The organism is Nonomuraea sp. NPDC023979, from assembly GCF_040639085.1.
Classification (GTDB): Bacteria; Actinomycetota; Actinomycetes; order Streptosporangiales; family Streptosporangiaceae; genus Nonomuraea; species Nonomuraea ceibae.
Genome location: NZ_JBEZZG010000020.1, coordinates 86,790 through 103,636, shown reverse-complemented (window position 1 = coordinate 103,636; position 16,847 = coordinate 86,790). Strand labels below are relative to the sequence as shown.

The window sequence follows — 16,847 nt, the reverse complement described above, 5'->3', positions numbered from 1 at the left end:
ACCAGCGTAGGAGGTTAGCCGGTGTTGACGCACTGACCTCTGGGTATTGTTGCCCCACGTGAGTACGCCGCGATTCCTGCAGCTGCCTCCCGGCGTTGCACCACGCAAGATCGACACCCCCGAGGGCACGTTCGCGGCCCTGGAGGCGTCGCCGGTGAGCGGCGTGGTGGAGCGCTGGCCCGCACTCCTGGTGCCCGGCCTGACGGGGAGCAAGGAAGACTTCATCGCGGTCCTGCAGACCCTGGCCCAGTCGGGCCGCCGGGTGCTGGCCATCGACCTGCGCGGCCAGTACGAGTCGCCGGGCCCCGACGACCCCGGCGCCTACACTTGCGCGGCGCTCGGCGCCGACGTCGACCAGCTCGCGCAGACCCTCGGCGGCGGCGAGCCGGTGCACCTGGTGGGCCACTCCTTCGGCGGCCTGGTCTCGCGGGAGGCCGTCATCGACGGGCGCACCAAGTTCGCCTCGTTCACGCTGATGAGCTCCGGCCCGTCGGCGATCGCCGGCAAGCGCGCCCACCACGGCCGCAAGATGCTGCGCGAGATCCCCGAGCTGGGCCTGGAGCACGTGTGGCACGCCAGGTTCGAGCCGGAGGCCGTGGCCGCCGGGGTGCCCGACGACATCATGGCGTTCCTGCGCAAGCGGCTGCTGGCCAACTCCCCGACCGGGCTGGCGTGCATGGCCGAGCAGGTGCTCACCATGCACGACCGCACGCCCGAGCTGCGCCAGATCGAGGTGCCCACGCTGGTCCTGTACGGCGAGCACGACGACGGCTGGCCGGCCGAGACGCAGGCGGAGATGGCGGCCACGCTGGAGGCGGAGTGCGTGGTGGTGCCGGGCGCCGTGCACTCACCCGCCGTGGAGGCGCCCGAGACGACGGCCGCCGCGCTGGTCCGCTTCTGGAACGACGCCGAAAGCCACTTTTTGGACACTCGATCGGGCGCTGTGTAACCATGCGTCCACCATGTCCGAAGACCTCGCCGTCCCGACCCTCGCCGTCCAGTCACCGCGCAGCGCGACCTGGCGGGTGCACCTCGACCGCACGATGTGGGTCGGCGGCGTCCGGGGGCTGATGCTCCAGGCTCTGCACCCGCTGGCGATGCTCGGCGTCTGGCAGAACTCCGACTTCCGCACCGACCCGTTCGGACGGCTGCGCCGTACCGCCGACTTCGTGGGGCGGGTCACGTTCGGCACCCCGGAGGAGGCCGGCGCGATCGGCAGGCGGGTGCGCGGCATCCACCGGAGCCTGCGCGTCGTCGGGCCCGGCGGCCGGACGCACCGGGTCGACGACCCGGAGCTGCTGCTGTGGGTGCACTGCGCGGAGGTCTCGTCCTACCTGGAGGTCGCCCGGCGCGGCGGGCTCGCGCTCACCGGGCCGCAGGCCGACCGCTACCTCGCCGAGCAGCGGCGCAGCGCCGCCTACGTGGGGCTGCACCCCGAGGACGTGCCCGGCTCGCGCGCCGAGATGGCGGCCTACTTCAAGGCGGCCAGGCCCGCGCTGCGGGTCACGGAGGAGGCCAGGGCGGCCGTGCGGTTCCTGCTGTGGCCGAAGATGCCGCCGCGGCTGCGGCTGCTGTCGGCCGGGAAACCGGTCTACTTCCCGTTCGGGGCGCTGTGCTACTACACGCTGCCGGACTGGGCCAGGCGGATGTACGGGATGCTGCCGGAGGTGCCGCAGGACGTGGTGACGGCCGGGCTGGCGGCGTTCAGGCTGGCCATGAACGCGCTGCCGGAGCCGCTGCACGACCGGGCGTTCCTGCCCGCGACGCGGCGGATGCTGCGCGACTCCCGGCAGCGGCTGGCGGCGGCCGGCTACGACGTCCGCAAGGGGCTGCGCGGCGCCGTCGACCCGCGCCACTGGCCCAGCCCCTGACCGGCGCCATCCATCCTCGCCACTGGCCCACCTCCTGACCGGGCCGGTCAGGGGTGCGCTATTCCGCCAGGCCGTCCCACGGGCGGCGCTCGGGGGCGGCGGCCAGCCCCTCCGGGCAGTGGCGGCGGAAGTCGCACCACCCGCAGATCGGCCCCGGGCTGGGCGCGAACAGCGCGTCGATCTCGGCGGGCACGGCGGCCGGGCCCACGGACGCCCGCTCGCGCCGCAGGTCGTCCTTGGACGGCCAGGCGGCTCCCGGGTTGCCCTGATCCGCCGAGGGCCGTGGTTCAGGCTCCGCTGGGCGCGGCTGAGGCGGCGTGTGGAGAGCCGGGCCGCCGGGTCCGGTCTCCCAGGCCGGGGCGGACCGGGAGCGGCGGCTCGGGGCGCTGGAGGCGTCGGAGGACACCGCCGCGCGATAGCGGTCGTCGGCGTCGGCCGCCTCCAGGGCGATCTCCTCGGCGCGGCTCAGGTGGCGGCCGAGGGACTCGTCGGTGTGCCGCCACTCGACGATCTCGCCGGTCGGCAGGTGGTGCAGCTCGACGGCGCGGGCGGGGGTGCGCATCATCCGGGACGCCGCGATCGCGTAGACCGCCAGCGCGAGCGAGGAGCGCGCGTCGTCCTGGGTGAGGGGCCGCCGCCCGGTCTTGTAGTCGACGACCACCAGCTCGTCGCCGCGCCGGTCGAGCCGGTCGATGCGGCCGGACAGCGCGATGACCTTGGTGCGGGTGGCGACGGTCCGTTCGACGCCGACCGGATCATCACTGGGGTCTAAAGTCGCGACATATCCGGACACTAGGTCGCGGGCACGCGCGAGCCACCGCGCCGACTGCTCCCCGTCCCTGAACCCCTCGGTGATCCACCCGCTCGTGAGCAGGGTGGCCGCCGTGAGCGGGGTGCGCCGCTCGTACGGCTCCCGCCACCAGGCCGCCAGCGCGTTGTGCACGCTCGCCCCGACGCTGTTGTGCGCCCAGGCCGGGCCCTTGGACGGCTGCGGCCGGTCCAGGTAGGTGAACCGGTAGCGGCGCCGGCAGTCGAGCCAGGCGTTCAACCGCGACGGCGTGCACGAATAGAGCCGCCGCGGCATCCCTTCCAGCGGAAGCTGGCCCTGCACCCTATTCGTCGCCCGGGTTGAGCTTGATGCCCGACACCCGGGTGCCGTCGGAGAGCGGGCCCTCGGGAGCGGGCTCACGGGTCAGCGAGCCGGAGATCCAGTCGTCGAAGTGCGGCTCCAGGTCGCCGACGGTGACCTCCTCGCCGTGCGAGGGCAGCACCCGCGTCGCGGCCGGCAGCGTGAACAGCCGCCCGCCGATCGCGGTGAGCTGGTCGGCCAGGCGGGGGTACTCGCCGCCGAGCTTGCCCGGGCCGTCGGCCTGAAGGGTCTTGCCGGTGAAGACCGCCTCCAGCGCCTCGCAGTAGAGCGAGACGCCGCCCGGCGTCACCCCGGGCGTCTCCATGACATCGAGCTGCACGTCGGCGACGCCGAAGATGCCGTCGTCCTCCATGTCGATGTCGGGCCAGGTCTCGGTCCAGGTCTCCCGCCAGTGCGGCTTGTCCTTGGGGTGCAGGGCGATGACCGCCTCGTCGCGGCTGGCCACCTCGATGGCCGCGCCGACGTGGTCGGGCAGGCCGTGGGTGCAGATGACGGCGAGCACCTCGCGCTCGCCGACCTGCTCAAGGATCTTGTCGGCGTCACGCGCCGGGTCGATGACGATCACTTCGTCGTCATCGCCGATGATCCACGTGTTGTTCTCGACCTTGTGCTCGACGTCGTCGATCTCGACGACGCCCTCGGTCACCACTCGCTCGATACGCGCTGTCACGCCTCCGAACTCTAGCCCGTCTGCGTGAGTGAGCGAATCGCGTTGATGATGAGTTGCACGGCCAGCGCCGACAGGAGCAGACCGGCGATCCTGGTGACGAGTTCGACGCCGTTCTCCTTGATGAGGCGGATGATGCTCACGGAGAAGCGCATGAACAGCCACAGCAGGATGTGCACGGCCGCGATCGCCAGCCCGAGCGCCAGGATGCCGCCGGGCACCCCGGCGGCCTGCTGGGCGAAGACGATGGTCGCCACGATCGCGCCGGGCCCGGCGAGCAGGGGCGTGCCGAGCGGCACCAGGGCGACGTTCACGTTGGAGCGGACGGTGTCGGCGCGCGGCTCGGCCGCCCCGCGCAGCAGCTCCAGCGCGACCAGCAGGAGCAGCAGCCCGCCCGCGATCTGCATGGCGGCCACCTCGACGTGCAGGTAGCCGAGGATCGCCTGGCCGAACACCGCGAACACCACGATCAGGCAGAACGCGGTCACCGACGCCTGCCAGGCGACCCGTTTGCGCTCCTGGGCGGTGCGCCCGAAGGTGTAGGCGAGGAAGAGCGGGATGACTCCCGGCGGGTCCATGATGACGAACATCGTCACGAACGCCTCGACGAAGAACCTCAGCACCGCTCCCCCAGCACGCCGTACGAGGGGGAACGCCTGTCAGTCTTCCAGTCTCGGGGAGAACGCCCCGTAAGGCACGTCGAGGTCGAGGTCGCGCAGATCGAGCAGGCTGAGCTCGGCGAGCGCGATGAGGCAGCCGGCCTCCGACGGCCAGGCGATCGTCCACAGCCAGTTGCCCGCCGCCTCGCCCGCGTAGACGGCCCGGTCGGCCGCCGCGCCCACGCACCACAGCGGCGTCGGGTGCCCGAGCACCTCGATCTTCGCGTTCGGCGGCCCGTGGTCGAACCCCTCGCCCGGGTCGGGCCCGTCGAGCCCGGCGAACGCCGCGCCCAGCCCCACCCCGGGCTCCTCGGCGACGATCAGCAGGTCGGCCGGCCCGTGCATGAACGACGGCCCGCTCAGCGCCACCACGCTGGCCCGGACGCCTCTGTGCTCGTCGCCCACCTCCGCGAAGCCGGTCACCATCCATTTGGACGGCAACGGCCATGGCAGCCACACGGGCACCATGGAGTTCTTCCGCATCGCCTCCAGGGCCGTCGCGGACGGCGGCCGGGGCGGCTGATACGGCAGGACGTCTCCGTGCGCGTCACAACGCCATGCGCTGGACCACGCACCGGGCCCGTGAAGCGGGCCAAAACACCGTGGGCACGTTGGAGCCGCTCTCACAGCTACCCACGGTGCTTCCTCGGGCCCGGCCCCGTCAAGGCCGCTCATCGTTATCCCGTCGTAATCTTGGCCATGTGCGCGTAAATTGTGTGGGAGCGATCATCTTCGACGCCGGGCGGCTGCTTCTCGTACGGCGCGGCCATGCTCCGTCGGCCGGGCTGTGGTCGCTTCCCGGCGGTCGCGTGGAGCCCGGCGAGAGCGACGAGGCCGCGGTCCGCCGCGAGGTCATGGAGGAGACCGGCCTGCGCGTCGCCGTCGGCCCGCTCGCCGGCGCCGTCGACCGTCCCGGCCCGGCCGGCGTCACGTACGAGATCCGCGACTACTTCGCCACGGTCACCGGCGGCGTGCTCAGCGCGTCGGACGACGCCGTCGACGCCCGCTGGTGCGCCCGCACGGAGCTGACCCGCCTGGCCCTCTCGCCCGGCCTGCTGGAGGCGCTGCGGGAGTGGGACGCGCTCCCGCCCTGATCAGCGGCTGGACGTGAGGGTGGAGGTCCACAGGATGAGGTGGTCGTCGCTGTAGGTGGTGGAGCGGCCCAGCGCCACGACCTCCTCGCCCGCCACCGTCACCGCCGTCAGCCACTGCGCCCCCGGCCCCGCCAGGCTGTCCTCGGTCAGGTCCAGGCGGCTCCAGCCGATCCCGTCCTCGGAGGTCCAGGCGGCGCTGTCGCCGTCGCCGGGCGTGCCGTGCCAGCCGACCGCGACGAGCCCCGGGCCGGCCGCCGCGAGGTCGTACACCGCCGCCGCCCGTTCGGCGGGCAGCCAGGCCGTGCGCCAGGTCGCGCCGTCGTCCTCGGAGACGGCGGAGAAGGCGCGGCGGGCGCCCTCGTCCGTCACGGCGGCGCCGATGGCGACGAGCCGGTCCTGGTAGGCGGCCACCTGGCGCAGCCCGGCCGAGGACGTGCCCGGCGGGGCGACGCGCTTGCGCGCCTTCCAGTTGACGCCGTCGTCGGAGACCCACACGACGCCGCTCTCGCCGGCGCCCACGCCCGCGCCGCCGACCGCGACATAGCCGTCGGAGGTGGCCGCCAGGTCGTGGATCCGCACGTCGGAGCCGCCCTGCGGCAGCTTGTCCGAGCGGGTGAACCGGCGCAGGTCCGGCGTGAACCACAGCGCGGCCGACACCGTGCCCGTCGGCCCCCGGTCCTCCCCCGCGAGCACGTAGCCGTCGGGCCCGGCGGCCAGGACGCGCGCGTCCAGGTACGGGTGGTCGCCCGGCCGGGCCAGATCGCCGTCGGCGGCCACCTTGCGCCAGGCCCGGCCGTCCTCCGAGGCCACCAGCAGCGGCTCGGTGACCTGCACGTCCGTCTGGGTGGCGCCGACCGCCAGCCAGCCCTTGCGGCCGTGGGCCACGTCGCTGAGCCGCTGCTGGCGCGGGCCGCCCAGGCTGATGGACGTCCAGTCCTGCCAGTTGAGGCTGGTCCAGATGCCGGCGTCGCCGGACGCCGAGCCCACCGCGACGTAACGGCCGTCGTGCCCGGCCACCCGTGAGGTCTCGCGGGCGGCCCGCGACAGGCCGTCCACGCCCGCCAGCCGCACCCGGGCGGGCTTGCCGCGCTCGGGCGCCGCCATCAGCACGAGCTGGTTGTCCACGTCGGCCGCCGCCTGGTCGCCGCCCGCGAACAGGGTGCCGTCGCCGGAGATCGTGAACCCGCGCAGCGTCGCCCCCGCCAGGTCGCCCAGCTCCGCCCGTTCCTTCCACGACCCGCCGTCGGCGCTGGTCAGCACCGAGTAGCCGCCCAGGTTCGCCTGGCTGACGGCCGCGACGCCCGACGCGTGCGAGATCAGCGACTCCACGCCCGGGCTCTGCCCGCCCAGCTCGTCGAGCGTGCCGCACTGCGACCACTCCGCGCCCGTCGGCGAGCAGTAGACGCGCACGTCGCCCGAGGCCGTGCGGTGGCGGACCGGCACCAGCACGAACCGCTTCGGCGCCACCGCCAGCGAGCCCGCCCTCGGCATCGCCTCAGGAAGCTGGAACCCGGTCGCCGCCCAGCTCCGGCCGCCGTCGGCCGAGCGCAGCACCCGCGAGCCGTCGCCCTGCCCCGGCTGGGCCAGCGCCACCGCCGTGTCGCCCTTCGCCACCACCGCGCGCAGCTCGCCCACGTCCAGGCCGCGCGTGTCGACGCGGTCCCAGGAGCGGCCGTCGGCGGAGTGCCAGGCGGCCGCGCCCGCGCCGCCGTTCTGCAGGGTCGAGCGGCCCACGGCCACGAACCCGGACCCGGTCCTGGCGATGTCGTGCACCACGTCGCCGTCGCGGAACGCGGCCAGCCCGGCCGGCTCCACCGCCTCCCAGGTCAGGCCGTCGGCGCTCGTCCACATGGCGCGCCCGGTCAGCTCGTCGCCGCCGCTCGCCAGCCAGCGTCCGCCGCCGCCGACGACCCGCTGCACCGTGGGCGCCGCCGCGCCGGTCACCCGGCCCAGCCGCCACCGCTCGCCGTCGGGCGAGAACAGGAACAGCGGGCGCGGCGTCGGGCTCGTCATGTCACTGCCCACCGCCACGACCGCGCCGCCGACGGAGGCCATGTCGTTGAGCTTCTGGTTGGAGCCCAGGCCGGTGGAGGCGGGCACGGTGAACAGGCTGTCTCCCGGCCTGCCGACGCCCGCCGCCAGCCTCAGGCCGGGGTCGTCGGGGGTGACCCACTGCCACAGCAGCACGCCGCCCGCCACGAGCAGGGCGACGACGAGCGCGACGGCCATCGGCACCGTGCCGCGCCGGCGCCGCCGCATCGGGCTCGCCCGGCGCACCGCCGAGGGGGCCAGGGTCCGCTCGTGCCTGCCCCCGTTGCCGGGGCGTTCCGGGCCGGCCGCCACGAGCAGGTCCGGCCGCGTCGGCCGCCCCGCCGGCGGCCTCCCCACCCGCCGCACGGTCTCCTCGCCCACCTCGCCGCCCTCGGCCTGCGCCTCCTCGGGAGCGAGGGGCCGTACGGGGTCCGCTTCTTCCGGATCGGAGGGCCGTACGGGATCCGCTTCTTCCGGGGCGGGAGGCCGTACGGGAGCGTCGGGTGGGGCGGGGGCCGGGGGATGGTGGGTGAGGAGGTACGGGGGGATGCGGACGGGGCGCGGCTCGTCGTCGTCGTCGGTCTGCGGGAGAGGCAGGTGGTAGGGGGGTTCCTTGGGCTTGGCGGCCTCCGGCGTGGGGCGGGGCGGTCCGGAGGCGACGAGCTTGTCGGGCCGGTTGACCGTGCGGCGGGGACGGCGGCGCGGCTCCGTCCCGGGGTCGGCCGTCGGGGAGCTGTAGGGGCGCCGGCCCTTGGGCGGGTCCTCGGCGGCCTCGTCGTCGTCCTCGGGGGTGGGGGCGGCGAACGGCGGCATGCCCCAGGGGGATGTCACCGGTAAGCCGCGGGCACGGTCGTCGCTGGGACCCGGCGGGGTGTGCCGGATCCGGGGTTCGCCGGATCCGCTCCCGGAACCCGGGTCGTCGTCGCCCGGCGGTAGCCGAGGCTCGTCACTGGCGCCGGAGGCCACGCGCCGTACCTCCTCCACGTGTCAGGTCTGGCCTGGTCGGCGGGTGGATCGGGCCGCGGGGAGGCGGACCGTTCCAACTGCTTCTACCCCGGGGGGCGCCGATGATCACTTCCGAATGACGCTCGCAACCCACGACATCCAGACCAGCATGCCGGAGCCGGAATGGCGAGACCTCTCTAGCGAGATTCCCGGCACTGCGCGGCGATTTATCCGGAATAGGCGCTGATTGACCGCTTTTTAGCGAGATAGAGCACGCCGATGGCGTACACCGCCAGCTGCACCAGCGACCCCGCGAGCGACTGCCACGGCACCTGGTCCTGCAACAGCGCGTCGTCGAGCTGCCCCGAGGCCGCGCTCAGCCCGAACGCCACCATGTTGTTCACCACGTGCAGCCCGATCGGCGCCTCCAGCCCGCCGGTCCGCACCGCCAGGAACCCCATGACCGCCCCGAACAGGAACACGTCCACCAGCCCCGCCGACGAGTAGCCGTGCATCCCCGCGAACACCGCCGAGCTGATCAGGATGCTCCACACCGGATTGCGCACGTGCGCCCCGAACGCCTGGAGGAACCATCCGCGGAACACGTACTCCTCGGCGGCCGCCTGGAACGGCACCAGCAGCACGATGACGACGAGCGCCGGCAGGAAGTACGCCCACCCGACCCAGCCGAAGAAGTCGTCGACCGGCTCCCCCGTGATCGCGAGGGTGACGAGCTGGGCGGCCTGCCCGGGCACCAGCGCCAGCACGGCCAGCGCGGCGCAGCGCAGCATCCAGCCCCACCGCAGCCGCCCGGCGACGGAGGAGATCGTGCCCGGCCGCCGCCGCTGCACGAGCGCGACCGTGCCGAACACCACCGGCAGCACCACCGCCAGCGACAGCAGGAGCTGGGCCATGCCGAACACCGGGTCGCCGGAGATCTGCTCGGGGTTGGCGGGCGGCGGGATGCCGAGGATCGTGCCGAGCATCATCCCGGCGAGCAGCACGACGAACCCGACCGCGAAGAACCCGGCGGCGACCACGAGCGTGCCGACGACCTGCCGCCAGAGCTGCGCGGCGGGCGTGCGCGCCAGATGGTCGTAGCGGGCGCCGCGCGGTGTCGGCACGTACCAGGACGGCTGCGGCGGCGGGTACGGGTACGTGCCGTAGGAATGCGGTGGCCCAGGATTCTCCTGCATCTACAGAATCTTCCCAGCCTGTACGCAATAGTTCACAGACGGCGCGGCGATTTCGGCGGATGCTCAGGGACGTAGGTCATGTCGACCCTGGGAGCGCATCCATGTCAAGGCTGGGACCAGTCATCACCCTGACGGCGGGCGCCGTGCTCGCCGTGGGGCTGGGTGTCGCCAGCATCACGGCGATACCCGCGGCGGACACCCCCGCCGTCACCGGCGACAACGCCGCCGGCACCACCGGGAACACCACCGGGACCAACGCGCCGGTGGCGGAGAGCACGCCCGAGCCGAGCGCCACCCCCACGTTCGAGGAGTCCGTGCCCGCCGCGCCGAGGAGGGCCGACTACGCGGGCCGCGTCAAGGGCAACGGCGGCCTGATCGCGATCTCCGTCCGCGACGGCAAGGCCATCGGCTACTTCTGCGACGGCAGAACCGAGGTCTGGTTCAAGGGCGACGCGACCGGCGACGAGCTCGTGCTGAAGGGCTCCGGCGGGGCCAAGGTCGAGGCCGAGCTCGGCGACGGCAGGGCCACCGGCCGGGTGTCGATAGGCGGCAAGAGCTGGACCTTCGTGGCCCCGGTGGCGAAGAAGCCGTCCGGCCTGTACCGGGCGAGCGCCATCGTCAGAGGGGCCAGGATCCGCGCCGGCTGGATCGTGCTGCGCGATCCGCAGGGCGGGTTCACCCAGGTCGGGACCGCGTTCGCGGGCGACGAGCAGGTGCCGGTCCCCCGGCTGGACGGCGACGAGCCGACCGGCCCCGTCACCGTCGGCGGGACCACCGTCTACCCGGAGGACGTCGACGGCTTCATCGAGGAGATGCGATGACCGCCATCCAGCACCGCCCGGCCCGTGCCGCCGCGCTGCTCCTGCCGCTGCTCGCCGGCGGCCTGATCATGGTCGCGCTCGGCGTGTACGGCCGCGCGCACACCCCGACGGGCTTCGCCGTGGGCGTCGCGGGCTTCTCGGCCGCGCTGCCGATGAAGGTGTGGCTGACGACGGGCGCCACCGTGCTGGCGCTGGTGCAGGTCGTCTCCGCCCTGTCGCTGTGGGGGCGGCTCGGCGTCGACATCCCGGCGGGCGTGCACCGCTGGTCGGGCAGGCTGGCGTTCCTGCTGACGATCCCGGTCGCGTTCCACTGCCTGTACGCGCTCGGGCTGCAGTACGACGTGGCCAGGGTCGCCGTCCACTCGCTGCTCGGCTGCTTCTTCTACGGCGTGTTCGTGGCCAAGATGCTGTCGCTGCGCAGGGCCGACGCGCCGGGCTGGACGCTGCCGGTGCTGGGCGGGCTGGCGTTCACCGCGCTGGTGGGGCTCTGGCTGACCTCGTCGTTCTGGTTTTTCACGACGATCGGGCTGAAGGTCTAGGGCTCGAACCGGGTCGTCCTGGTCAGCCCGGCGGCCCGGCCCTTGGCGGCCACGACCAGCGCCATCTTGCGCGACGCCTCGTCGATCATCTCGTCGCCGAGCATGACCGCGCCGCGCCGCTCCACGGTGGTGTAGTGCTCGTACGCCTCCAGGATGAGCTCGGCGTGGTCGTAGTCCTCCTGCGACGGCGAGAACACCTCGTTGGCCGCCTCGATCTGCGACGGGTGCAGCACCCACTTGCCGTCGAAGCCGAGCGCCGCGGCCCGCCGGGCGACCCGCCGGTAGCCGTCGACGTCCCTGATCTGCAGGTAGGGCCCGTCGATCACCTGAAGGTCGTGCATCCGGGCGGCCATCAGCAGCCGCATCAGGATGTAGTGGTAGGCGTCGCCCTCCTCGTAGCCGGGCGGCTGCTCGCCCACGACGAGGGTGCGCATGTTGATCGAGGCCATGAAGTCGGCCGGCCCGAACACCAGCGTCTCCAGCCGCTTGGACGAACCGGCGATGGAGTCGGCGTTGACCAGCCCGCGGGCGTTCTCGATCTGCGCCTCGATGCCGATGCGGCCCACCTCGAAGCCCATCGTCTTCTCGATCTGGGTGAGCAGCGTGTCGAGCCAGACGATCTCGGTGGGGTCCTGGACCTTGGGCAGCATCAGGCAGTCGAGCTTGTCGCCGGCACCTTCGACGATCTCGATGACGTCCCGGTACGTCCACTGCGTCGTCAGGTCGTTGACCCGCACGACCCGGGTCTTGCCGGTCCAGTCGCCCTCGCGCAGCGCGGCCACGATGTTGCGGCGCGCCTCCTCCTTGGCCAGGGGCGCGACGGCGTCCTCCAGGTCGAGGAACACCTCGTCGGCGGGCAGGCCCTGCGCCTTCTCCAGGAACCGGGGATTGCTGCCGGGCACCGCGAGGACCGAGCGACGTGAACGCATGCGCCCACGCTAGTGGCCCGTTCGGCCCTCCCGGAATCGGCCCCCCGGCTAAGGTCGAGCCGTGACCGACATCAACGGGGCCATCATCGAGGGCGCCAAGAAGTCCGGCGTCCTCTGGCTCTCTCTCGACCGTGCCCGGCTGGCCTGGCACACCTGGCACGACGGCGCCATCTACGTGGTGACGGGCGGCGAGGAGCAGTATCTGCCCGGCCTGGAGGGGCTCGGCAGCGTCTGGGTGACGCTGCGCAGCAAGGACAACGGCGCCAGGCTCGCCGAGTTCGAGGCCAGGATCGAGCTGGTCGACCAGGCCGCCGAGCCCGAGGCCGTCGCGGCGCTGGTCAAGGAGCGGCTCAACACGACCGACAGCGAGCATCTGGCCGAGCGGTGGGCGGCCGGCTCCTCGGTGCTGCGGCTGACGCCCAAGCCGGTGTGCACCTGCTGAGGCGTCAGGTGCGCACCGGCTCGGCGAGGCCGGTGGCGGGCGAGGGCTGAGCGCCCGCGGTGGCGGTCTGGGCGAGCAGCGCGCCCGACAGCACGATGAGGCCGCCGATGATCTGGAAGACGCCCAGCGCCTCCCCGAGCAGCACCCAGGCCACGACGGCGCCGCCGATGACCTCCAGCGAGGCGACGGTGGCGCCCACGGCGGCCGACAGGCGGCGCACCGCGTTGACGCCCAGGATGTAGGCCGTCACGGTGGCGACGAGCACCATCCACAGATACGCGCCGAGCACCGGCAGCTCCGACGCCCCGGCGGCCGGGGTGGCGGCGGTGGCGAAGGCGCTCCACGGGATGTCCCAGGGCCGGGCGAAGGGCAGCAGCACGACGGCCGCCCCGGTCATGCCCCAGGCGATCAGGCCGAGCGGGTCCACGTCGTCGCCGAAGCTATCGCTCATCAGGAAATATCCGGCGCAGCACGCCCCCGCGGCCAACCCCAGCAACAGCCCCAGCGCGTCGAGCCGCAGCCCGTCCCAGAACTCGACCACGATGCCCAGCCCCAGCACCGCCGTCACCGCGCCCACGAACGCGGCCCTGGCGAGCCGTACCTTCCGCACGAACCGCACCCAGAGCACGACCATCACCGGCGCCATGAACTCCAGCAGCAGCGCGATGCCGACCGGCAGCCGGGTGATCGCCACGAAGTAGAGCGCCTGCACGCCCGCGACCGCGACGATCGCGTACGCCCCGAAGAACGGCAGGCGCGAGCGCGGGATGCGCAGCGCGGCCGGTTTGACCAGCGCGAGCACGGCGAGCAGGAGCAGCCCGGCGCCGGCCATGCGCGCCCATACGGCCTCGATGGGGGCGAGCCCGGCCGCGATGAGATATTTCGCCATCGGTCCGGAGAACGCGAAGCACACCGAGGACACGAAAGCGATCGCGAGTCCCGCATACCGCATGGGCGCACCACCAGGGAGGAGTAATCACCGTTCGAAACGTTTGATACTGACACGCTCGGGGTCCCCGGCGCAACGCCGGGCCCCTGTTAACGTGGCTGACGTGCAGATCTTCGTGGCACGACTGGCCGGCACCCCGGTCTTCGACCCCGCCGGCGACCAGATCGGCCGCATCCGCGACGTGGTGACCACCCTGCGGGGCAGCCGGCCGCCGAGCGCGCACGGCATGGTCGTGGAGGTCCAGCCGCGCCGCCGCGTCTTCCTGCCCATCACCCGCGTGCGCGGCATCGAGGCAGGCGCGGTGATCTTCACCGGGCGGATCAACATGCGCCGGTTCGAGCAGCGCGTCACGGAGACCCTGGTGATCGGCGAGATGCTGGACCTGACCGTCCGGGTGCGCGACGAGCAGATGACCGTCTACGACGTGGCCATGGCCGAGATCAAGCCGTCCACCTGGGAGATCACCAAGGTCGCCGTCTACAAGGGCAGGCGCAGGCGCGAGCCGAAGGTCGTCGACTGGGACGAGGTGTCCGGGTTCGACATCCTGCAGAAGGACCAGGGGGCGGCCGGGCTGATCGCCTCGTTCGAGGAGATGCGGGCCGCCGACATGGCCAGCGCGCTGCACGACCTGCCGGGCAAGCGGCGCATCGAGATCGCCCGCGCGCTCGACGACGACCGGCTGGCCGACGTGCTGGAGGAGCTGCCGCCCGGCGACCAGATCGGCATCCTCGGCATGCTGGAGCCCGAGCGGGCCGCCGACGTGCTGGAGGAGATGAACCCGGACGACGCCGCCGACCTGCTCGGCGGCCTGCCCGACCAGCAGGCGGCCGAGCTGCTGGCGCTGATGGAGCCCAAGGAGGCCGCCCCGGTGCGGCGGCTGCTCACCTACCCGCAGGACACCGCGGGCGGCATGATGACCAGCGAGCCGGTGATCCTGCCGCCGAGCGGCACCGTGGCCGAGGCGCTGGCGCACATCCGGCAGCACGACCTGACGCCCGCCGTGGCCGCCCAGGTCTACATCACCCGGCCGCCGAACGAGACGCCGACGGGCCCGTACCTGGGGGTGACGCACTTCCAGCGGCTGCTGCGCGACCCGCCGTCGACGCTGCTCGGCGCCGTCATCGACCCGTCGATCGACCCGATCAGGCCCGAGTTCACGCTGCCGGAGGTGGCCTTCTACCTGGCCAACTACAACCTGGTCGCGGCCCCGGTGGTCGACGAGCTGAACCGGCTCGTCGGCGCCGTCACCGTGGACGACGTGCTGGACCACCTGCTGCCGGAGGACTGGCGCGAGAGGCCGGAGCCGTGACGAGCGAGCGCCTCGACCAGCCCAGGGAGCTGCGCCGCTCGCTGCGCCCGCACTACGACCCCGAGGCGTTCGGGCGGCTGTCGGAGCGGATCGCGCGCTTCCTCGGCACCGCGCGGTTCCTGGTCTACATGACCGTGTTCGTGACGGTGTGGATCCTCTGGAACGTCGCCGCCCCGGACCGCCTGCAGTTCGACCCGTACCCGTTCATTTTCCTGACGCTCATGCTGTCGCTGCAGGCCTCGTACGCGGCGCCGCTGATCCTGCTGGCGCAGAACCGCCAGGACGACCGCGACCGCATCCAGTACGAGCAGGACCGCGAGACCGCCGAGCGCAACCAGGCGGAGATCGAGTATCTGACCCGGGAGATCGCCGGGCTGCGGATGGCGCTGGGCGAGGTGACCACCCGCGACTACCTGCGCTCGGAGCTCCAGCGGCTGGCCGAGGACCTCAGGGAGCGTCCGTGAGCCGGTCGAGCAGGCCGCGCACCTGGGCCAGGTCGCCGGGCGTGAGCCGGTCCAGGAACATCGCCCGCACGCCCCGCCGGTAGGTGGGTGTGGCCTCCGCGAGCCGCTCCACGCCGGCCTGCGTCAGCACCGCGAACAGCCCGCGGGCGTCGTCGGCGCACGCCTCGCGCGTCACCAGCCCGTCACGCTGCAACCGGTCGATCAGCCGGGTCAGCCCGCTGCGCGACAGCAGCACCCGGCCCGCCAGGTCGTTCATCCGCAGCCGCCGCCCCGGCGCCTCGGCCAGGTGCGTCAGCACGTCGAACGAGGCCAGCGGCAGGTCGTGGCCGTCGAGCAGCTCGGCCTCCAGGTGACGGGTGATGCCCAGCTGGGCTCGCTGCAGACCGCGCCAGACCGCCAGCTCCCCGGCGGTGAGCCCCTCGTCGGGCAGAACAGTCACGGAGTAACCTTAGAACGTTGCACAAACACCTAAAACCGCGCTGGATTAACGGGACGGCCCGCCTGGTTCATACCATGGAGGGGCATCCTCACTGGCGTGCAGGCGCCTGTCACACATATACCGGCAAAGGAGGGACGGCACCCTCGTTCGCGGGCGTGCCGAGACTTCGATGGCACCAACCCAGGAACAGGTGACGGCCGCCCTCGCCACCGTCATCGACCCCGAGATCCGCCGCCCGATCACCGACCTCGGCATGGTCAAGGGCATCGACATCGCCGCAGACGGCAAGGTGCGGGTCGGCGTCTACCTCACGGTGGCCGGGTGTCCGATGAAGGACACCATCCGGCGCGACGTCACCACGTCCGTCGCCAAGCTCGACGGCGTCACCGGCGTCGAGATCGAGCTCGACGTGATGAGCGCCGAGCAGCGCAAGACGTTGCAGACCACGCTGCGCGGCGACCGGGGGCCGGAGAAGGAGATCCCCTTCAACCAGCCCGGCTCGCTGACCCGCGTGTTCGCGGTGGCCAGCGGCAAGGGCGGCGTCGGCAAGTCGTCCGTGACCGTCAACCTGGCCGCCGCCATGGCCTCCAGCGGCCTCAAGGTCGGCATCGTCGACGCCGACATCTACGGCCACAGCATCCCGCGCATGCTGGGCGCCGCCGAGCGGCCCACCAAGGTCGAAGACATGATCATGCCGCCGGTGGCGCACGACATCAAGGTCATCTCGGTCGGCATGTTCAAGCCCGAGGGCAACACGCCGGTCGTGTGGCGTGGGCCGATGCTCGACCGGGCGCTGCACCAGTTCCTCGCCGACGTCTACTGGGGCGACCTCGACGTCCTGCTCCTCGACCTGCCGCCCGGCACCGGCGACATCGCCATCTCGGTGGCCCAGCGCCTGCCGGGGGCCGAGATCCTGGTCGTCACCACGCCGCAGATGGCCGCCGCCGAGGTGGCCGAGCGGGCCGGGTCCATCGCGGCCCAGACCCACCAGCAGATCGCCGGCGTCATCGAGAACATGGCCTGGCTGCCCTGCCCCCACTGCGACGAGCGCATCGCGGTCTTCGGCGAGGGCGGCGGCCAGACGGTCGCCGACGCGCTGACCCGCACGCTCGGCGCCCGGGTGCCGCTGCTCGGCCAGGTGCCGATCGACCTGCGGCTGCGCGAGGGCGGCGACGAGGGCAAGCCGCTCGTCCTCACCGACCCCGACTCGCCCGCCGCCGCCGAGCTCCGCTCGATCGCCGCGGGCCTGAGCAAGCGCGGCTCCAGCCTCAAGGGCATGCAGCTCGGCCTTTCACCCAACCGGGGCTGACACGATCACGATCACGGCGGGCCCACCACGCGG

The 16,847-nt window shown here is 73.0% G+C and carries 18 protein-coding genes; 9 read left to right on the top strand and 9 right to left on the bottom strand.

Features of this window, described 5'->3' with window-relative positions; genetic code table 11:
- The first annotated feature begins 58 nt into the window (after nucleotides 1–58).
- On the top strand, nucleotides 59–949 hold the full coding sequence (locus tag AB0G11_RS30100) for an alpha/beta hydrolase (protein ID WP_219504799.1): 891 nt from the start codon (nucleotides 59–61) through the stop codon (nucleotides 947–949).
- 13 nt (nucleotides 950–962) lie between these two features.
- Nucleotides 963–1,871 (top strand): oxygenase MpaB family protein, encoded by a 909-nt coding sequence (locus tag AB0G11_RS30095; protein WP_357589966.1) that lies wholly within the window; start codon nucleotides 963–965, stop codon nucleotides 1,869–1,871.
- A gap of 58 nt (nucleotides 1,872–1,929) precedes the next feature.
- Here AB0G11_RS30095 and AB0G11_RS30090 read toward each other — a convergent pair whose 3' ends face one another.
- Genes AB0G11_RS30090 through AB0G11_RS30075 form a run of 4 tightly spaced genes read right to left on the bottom strand, consistent with a single transcriptional unit; the run spans nucleotide 1,930 to nucleotide 5,022 of the window.
- Complete coding sequence (locus tag AB0G11_RS30090; protein WP_357589964.1) at nucleotides 1,930–2,955, bottom strand: PD-(D/E)XK nuclease family protein; 1,026 nt, start codon at nucleotides 2,953–2,955, stop codon at nucleotides 1,930–1,932.
- Nucleotides 2,956–2,983: 28 nt separating this feature from the next.
- Nucleotides 2,984–3,691: an MBL fold metallo-hydrolase gene (locus AB0G11_RS30085; RefSeq protein ID WP_219504796.1), complete on the bottom strand. Its 708-nt coding sequence runs from the start codon at nucleotides 3,689–3,691 to the stop codon at nucleotides 2,984–2,986.
- Between the two features lie 11 nt (nucleotides 3,692–3,702).
- Entirely contained in the window at nucleotides 3,703–4,311 is a 609-nt protein-coding gene (locus tag AB0G11_RS30080) for a MarC family protein (protein ID WP_308125735.1), read from the bottom strand.
- Between the two features lie 36 nt (nucleotides 4,312–4,347).
- Nucleotides 4,348–5,022: a DUF6758 family protein gene (locus AB0G11_RS30075; RefSeq protein ID WP_246644770.1), complete on the bottom strand. Its 675-nt coding sequence runs from the start codon at nucleotides 5,020–5,022 to the stop codon at nucleotides 4,348–4,350.
- Nucleotides 5,023–5,063: 41 nt separating this feature from the next.
- On the opposite strand from AB0G11_RS30075, the gene AB0G11_RS30070 reads away from it, so the two are divergent.
- Entirely contained in the window at nucleotides 5,064–5,441 is a 378-nt protein-coding gene (locus AB0G11_RS30070; protein WP_308125734.1) for an NUDIX domain-containing protein, read from the top strand.
- On the opposite strand, the gene AB0G11_RS30065 is transcribed toward AB0G11_RS30070, so the two are convergent.
- Together AB0G11_RS30065 and AB0G11_RS30060 are read right to left on the bottom strand one after the other, a co-directional pair.
- Entirely contained in the window at nucleotides 5,442–8,303 is a 2,862-nt protein-coding gene (locus AB0G11_RS30065; RefSeq protein ID WP_357589962.1) for a hypothetical protein, read from the bottom strand.
- Between the two features lie 341 nt (nucleotides 8,304–8,644).
- Nucleotides 8,645–9,613 (bottom strand): CPBP family intramembrane glutamic endopeptidase, encoded by a 969-nt coding sequence (locus AB0G11_RS30060; protein WP_357589960.1) that lies wholly within the window; start codon nucleotides 9,611–9,613, stop codon nucleotides 8,645–8,647.
- Nucleotides 9,614–9,714: 101 nt separating this feature from the next.
- On the opposite strand from AB0G11_RS30060, the gene AB0G11_RS30055 reads away from it, so the two are divergent.
- On the top strand, nucleotides 9,715–10,434 hold the full coding sequence (locus tag AB0G11_RS30055) for a hypothetical protein (protein ID WP_357589958.1): 720 nt from the start codon (nucleotides 9,715–9,717) through the stop codon (nucleotides 10,432–10,434).
- Nucleotides 10,431–10,973, top strand: coding sequence for a DUF6529 family protein (locus tag AB0G11_RS30050; RefSeq protein ID WP_219504790.1), 543 nt, complete (start codon nucleotides 10,431–10,433; stop codon nucleotides 10,971–10,973). The genes AB0G11_RS30055 and AB0G11_RS30050 overlap by 4 nt, the downstream gene beginning before the upstream one ends.
- Here AB0G11_RS30050 and AB0G11_RS30045 read toward each other — a convergent pair.
- The gene (locus tag AB0G11_RS30045; RefSeq protein ID WP_219504789.1) at nucleotides 10,970–11,902 is read right to left on the bottom strand and encodes a CoA ester lyase; all 933 of its coding nucleotides are present in this window, start codon (nucleotides 11,900–11,902) and stop codon (nucleotides 10,970–10,972) included. The two genes, AB0G11_RS30050 and AB0G11_RS30045, sit on opposite strands and share 4 nt — an antisense overlap.
- Before the next feature lie 61 nt (nucleotides 11,903–11,963).
- Between AB0G11_RS30045 and AB0G11_RS30040 the strand changes: the two genes are divergently transcribed.
- A complete protein-coding gene (locus tag AB0G11_RS30040) occupies nucleotides 11,964–12,344 on the top strand; it encodes a hypothetical protein (protein WP_246644768.1) in 381 nt (126 codons plus the stop codon).
- Nucleotides 12,345–12,348: 4 nt separating this feature from the next.
- On the opposite strand, the gene AB0G11_RS30035 is transcribed toward AB0G11_RS30040, so the two are convergent.
- Nucleotides 12,349–13,296 carry an EamA family transporter gene (locus AB0G11_RS30035; protein WP_219504788.1) on the bottom strand — a complete coding sequence of 316 codons (948 nt, stop codon included), beginning with the start codon at nucleotides 13,294–13,296 and terminating at the stop codon, nucleotides 12,349–12,351.
- A 100-nt stretch (nucleotides 13,297–13,396) separates the two neighbouring features.
- Here AB0G11_RS30035 and AB0G11_RS30030 point away from each other — a divergent pair, with 100 nt between their 5' ends.
- The gene (locus AB0G11_RS30030; RefSeq protein ID WP_357589956.1) at nucleotides 13,397–14,602 is read left to right on the top strand and encodes a CBS domain-containing protein; all 1,206 of its coding nucleotides are present in this window, start codon (nucleotides 13,397–13,399) and stop codon (nucleotides 14,600–14,602) included.
- Nucleotides 14,599–15,066, top strand: a complete 468-nt coding sequence (locus AB0G11_RS30025; RefSeq protein WP_357589954.1) for a DUF1003 domain-containing protein — start codon at nucleotides 14,599–14,601, stop codon at nucleotides 15,064–15,066. Before AB0G11_RS30030 ends, AB0G11_RS30025 begins: the two co-directional genes overlap by 4 nt.
- Here AB0G11_RS30025 and AB0G11_RS30020 read toward each other — a convergent pair.
- Entirely contained in the window at nucleotides 15,050–15,505 is a 456-nt protein-coding gene (locus tag AB0G11_RS30020) for a MarR family transcriptional regulator (protein WP_219504785.1), read from the bottom strand. The two genes, AB0G11_RS30025 and AB0G11_RS30020, sit on opposite strands and share 17 nt — an antisense overlap.
- Before the next feature lie 169 nt (nucleotides 15,506–15,674).
- On the opposite strand from AB0G11_RS30020, the gene AB0G11_RS30015 reads away from it, so the two are divergent.
- Nucleotides 15,675–16,814, top strand: a complete 1,140-nt coding sequence (locus AB0G11_RS30015; protein WP_219504784.1) for an Mrp/NBP35 family ATP-binding protein — start codon at nucleotides 15,675–15,677, stop codon at nucleotides 16,812–16,814.
- The last annotated feature ends 33 nt before the right edge of the window (nucleotides 16,815–16,847 follow it).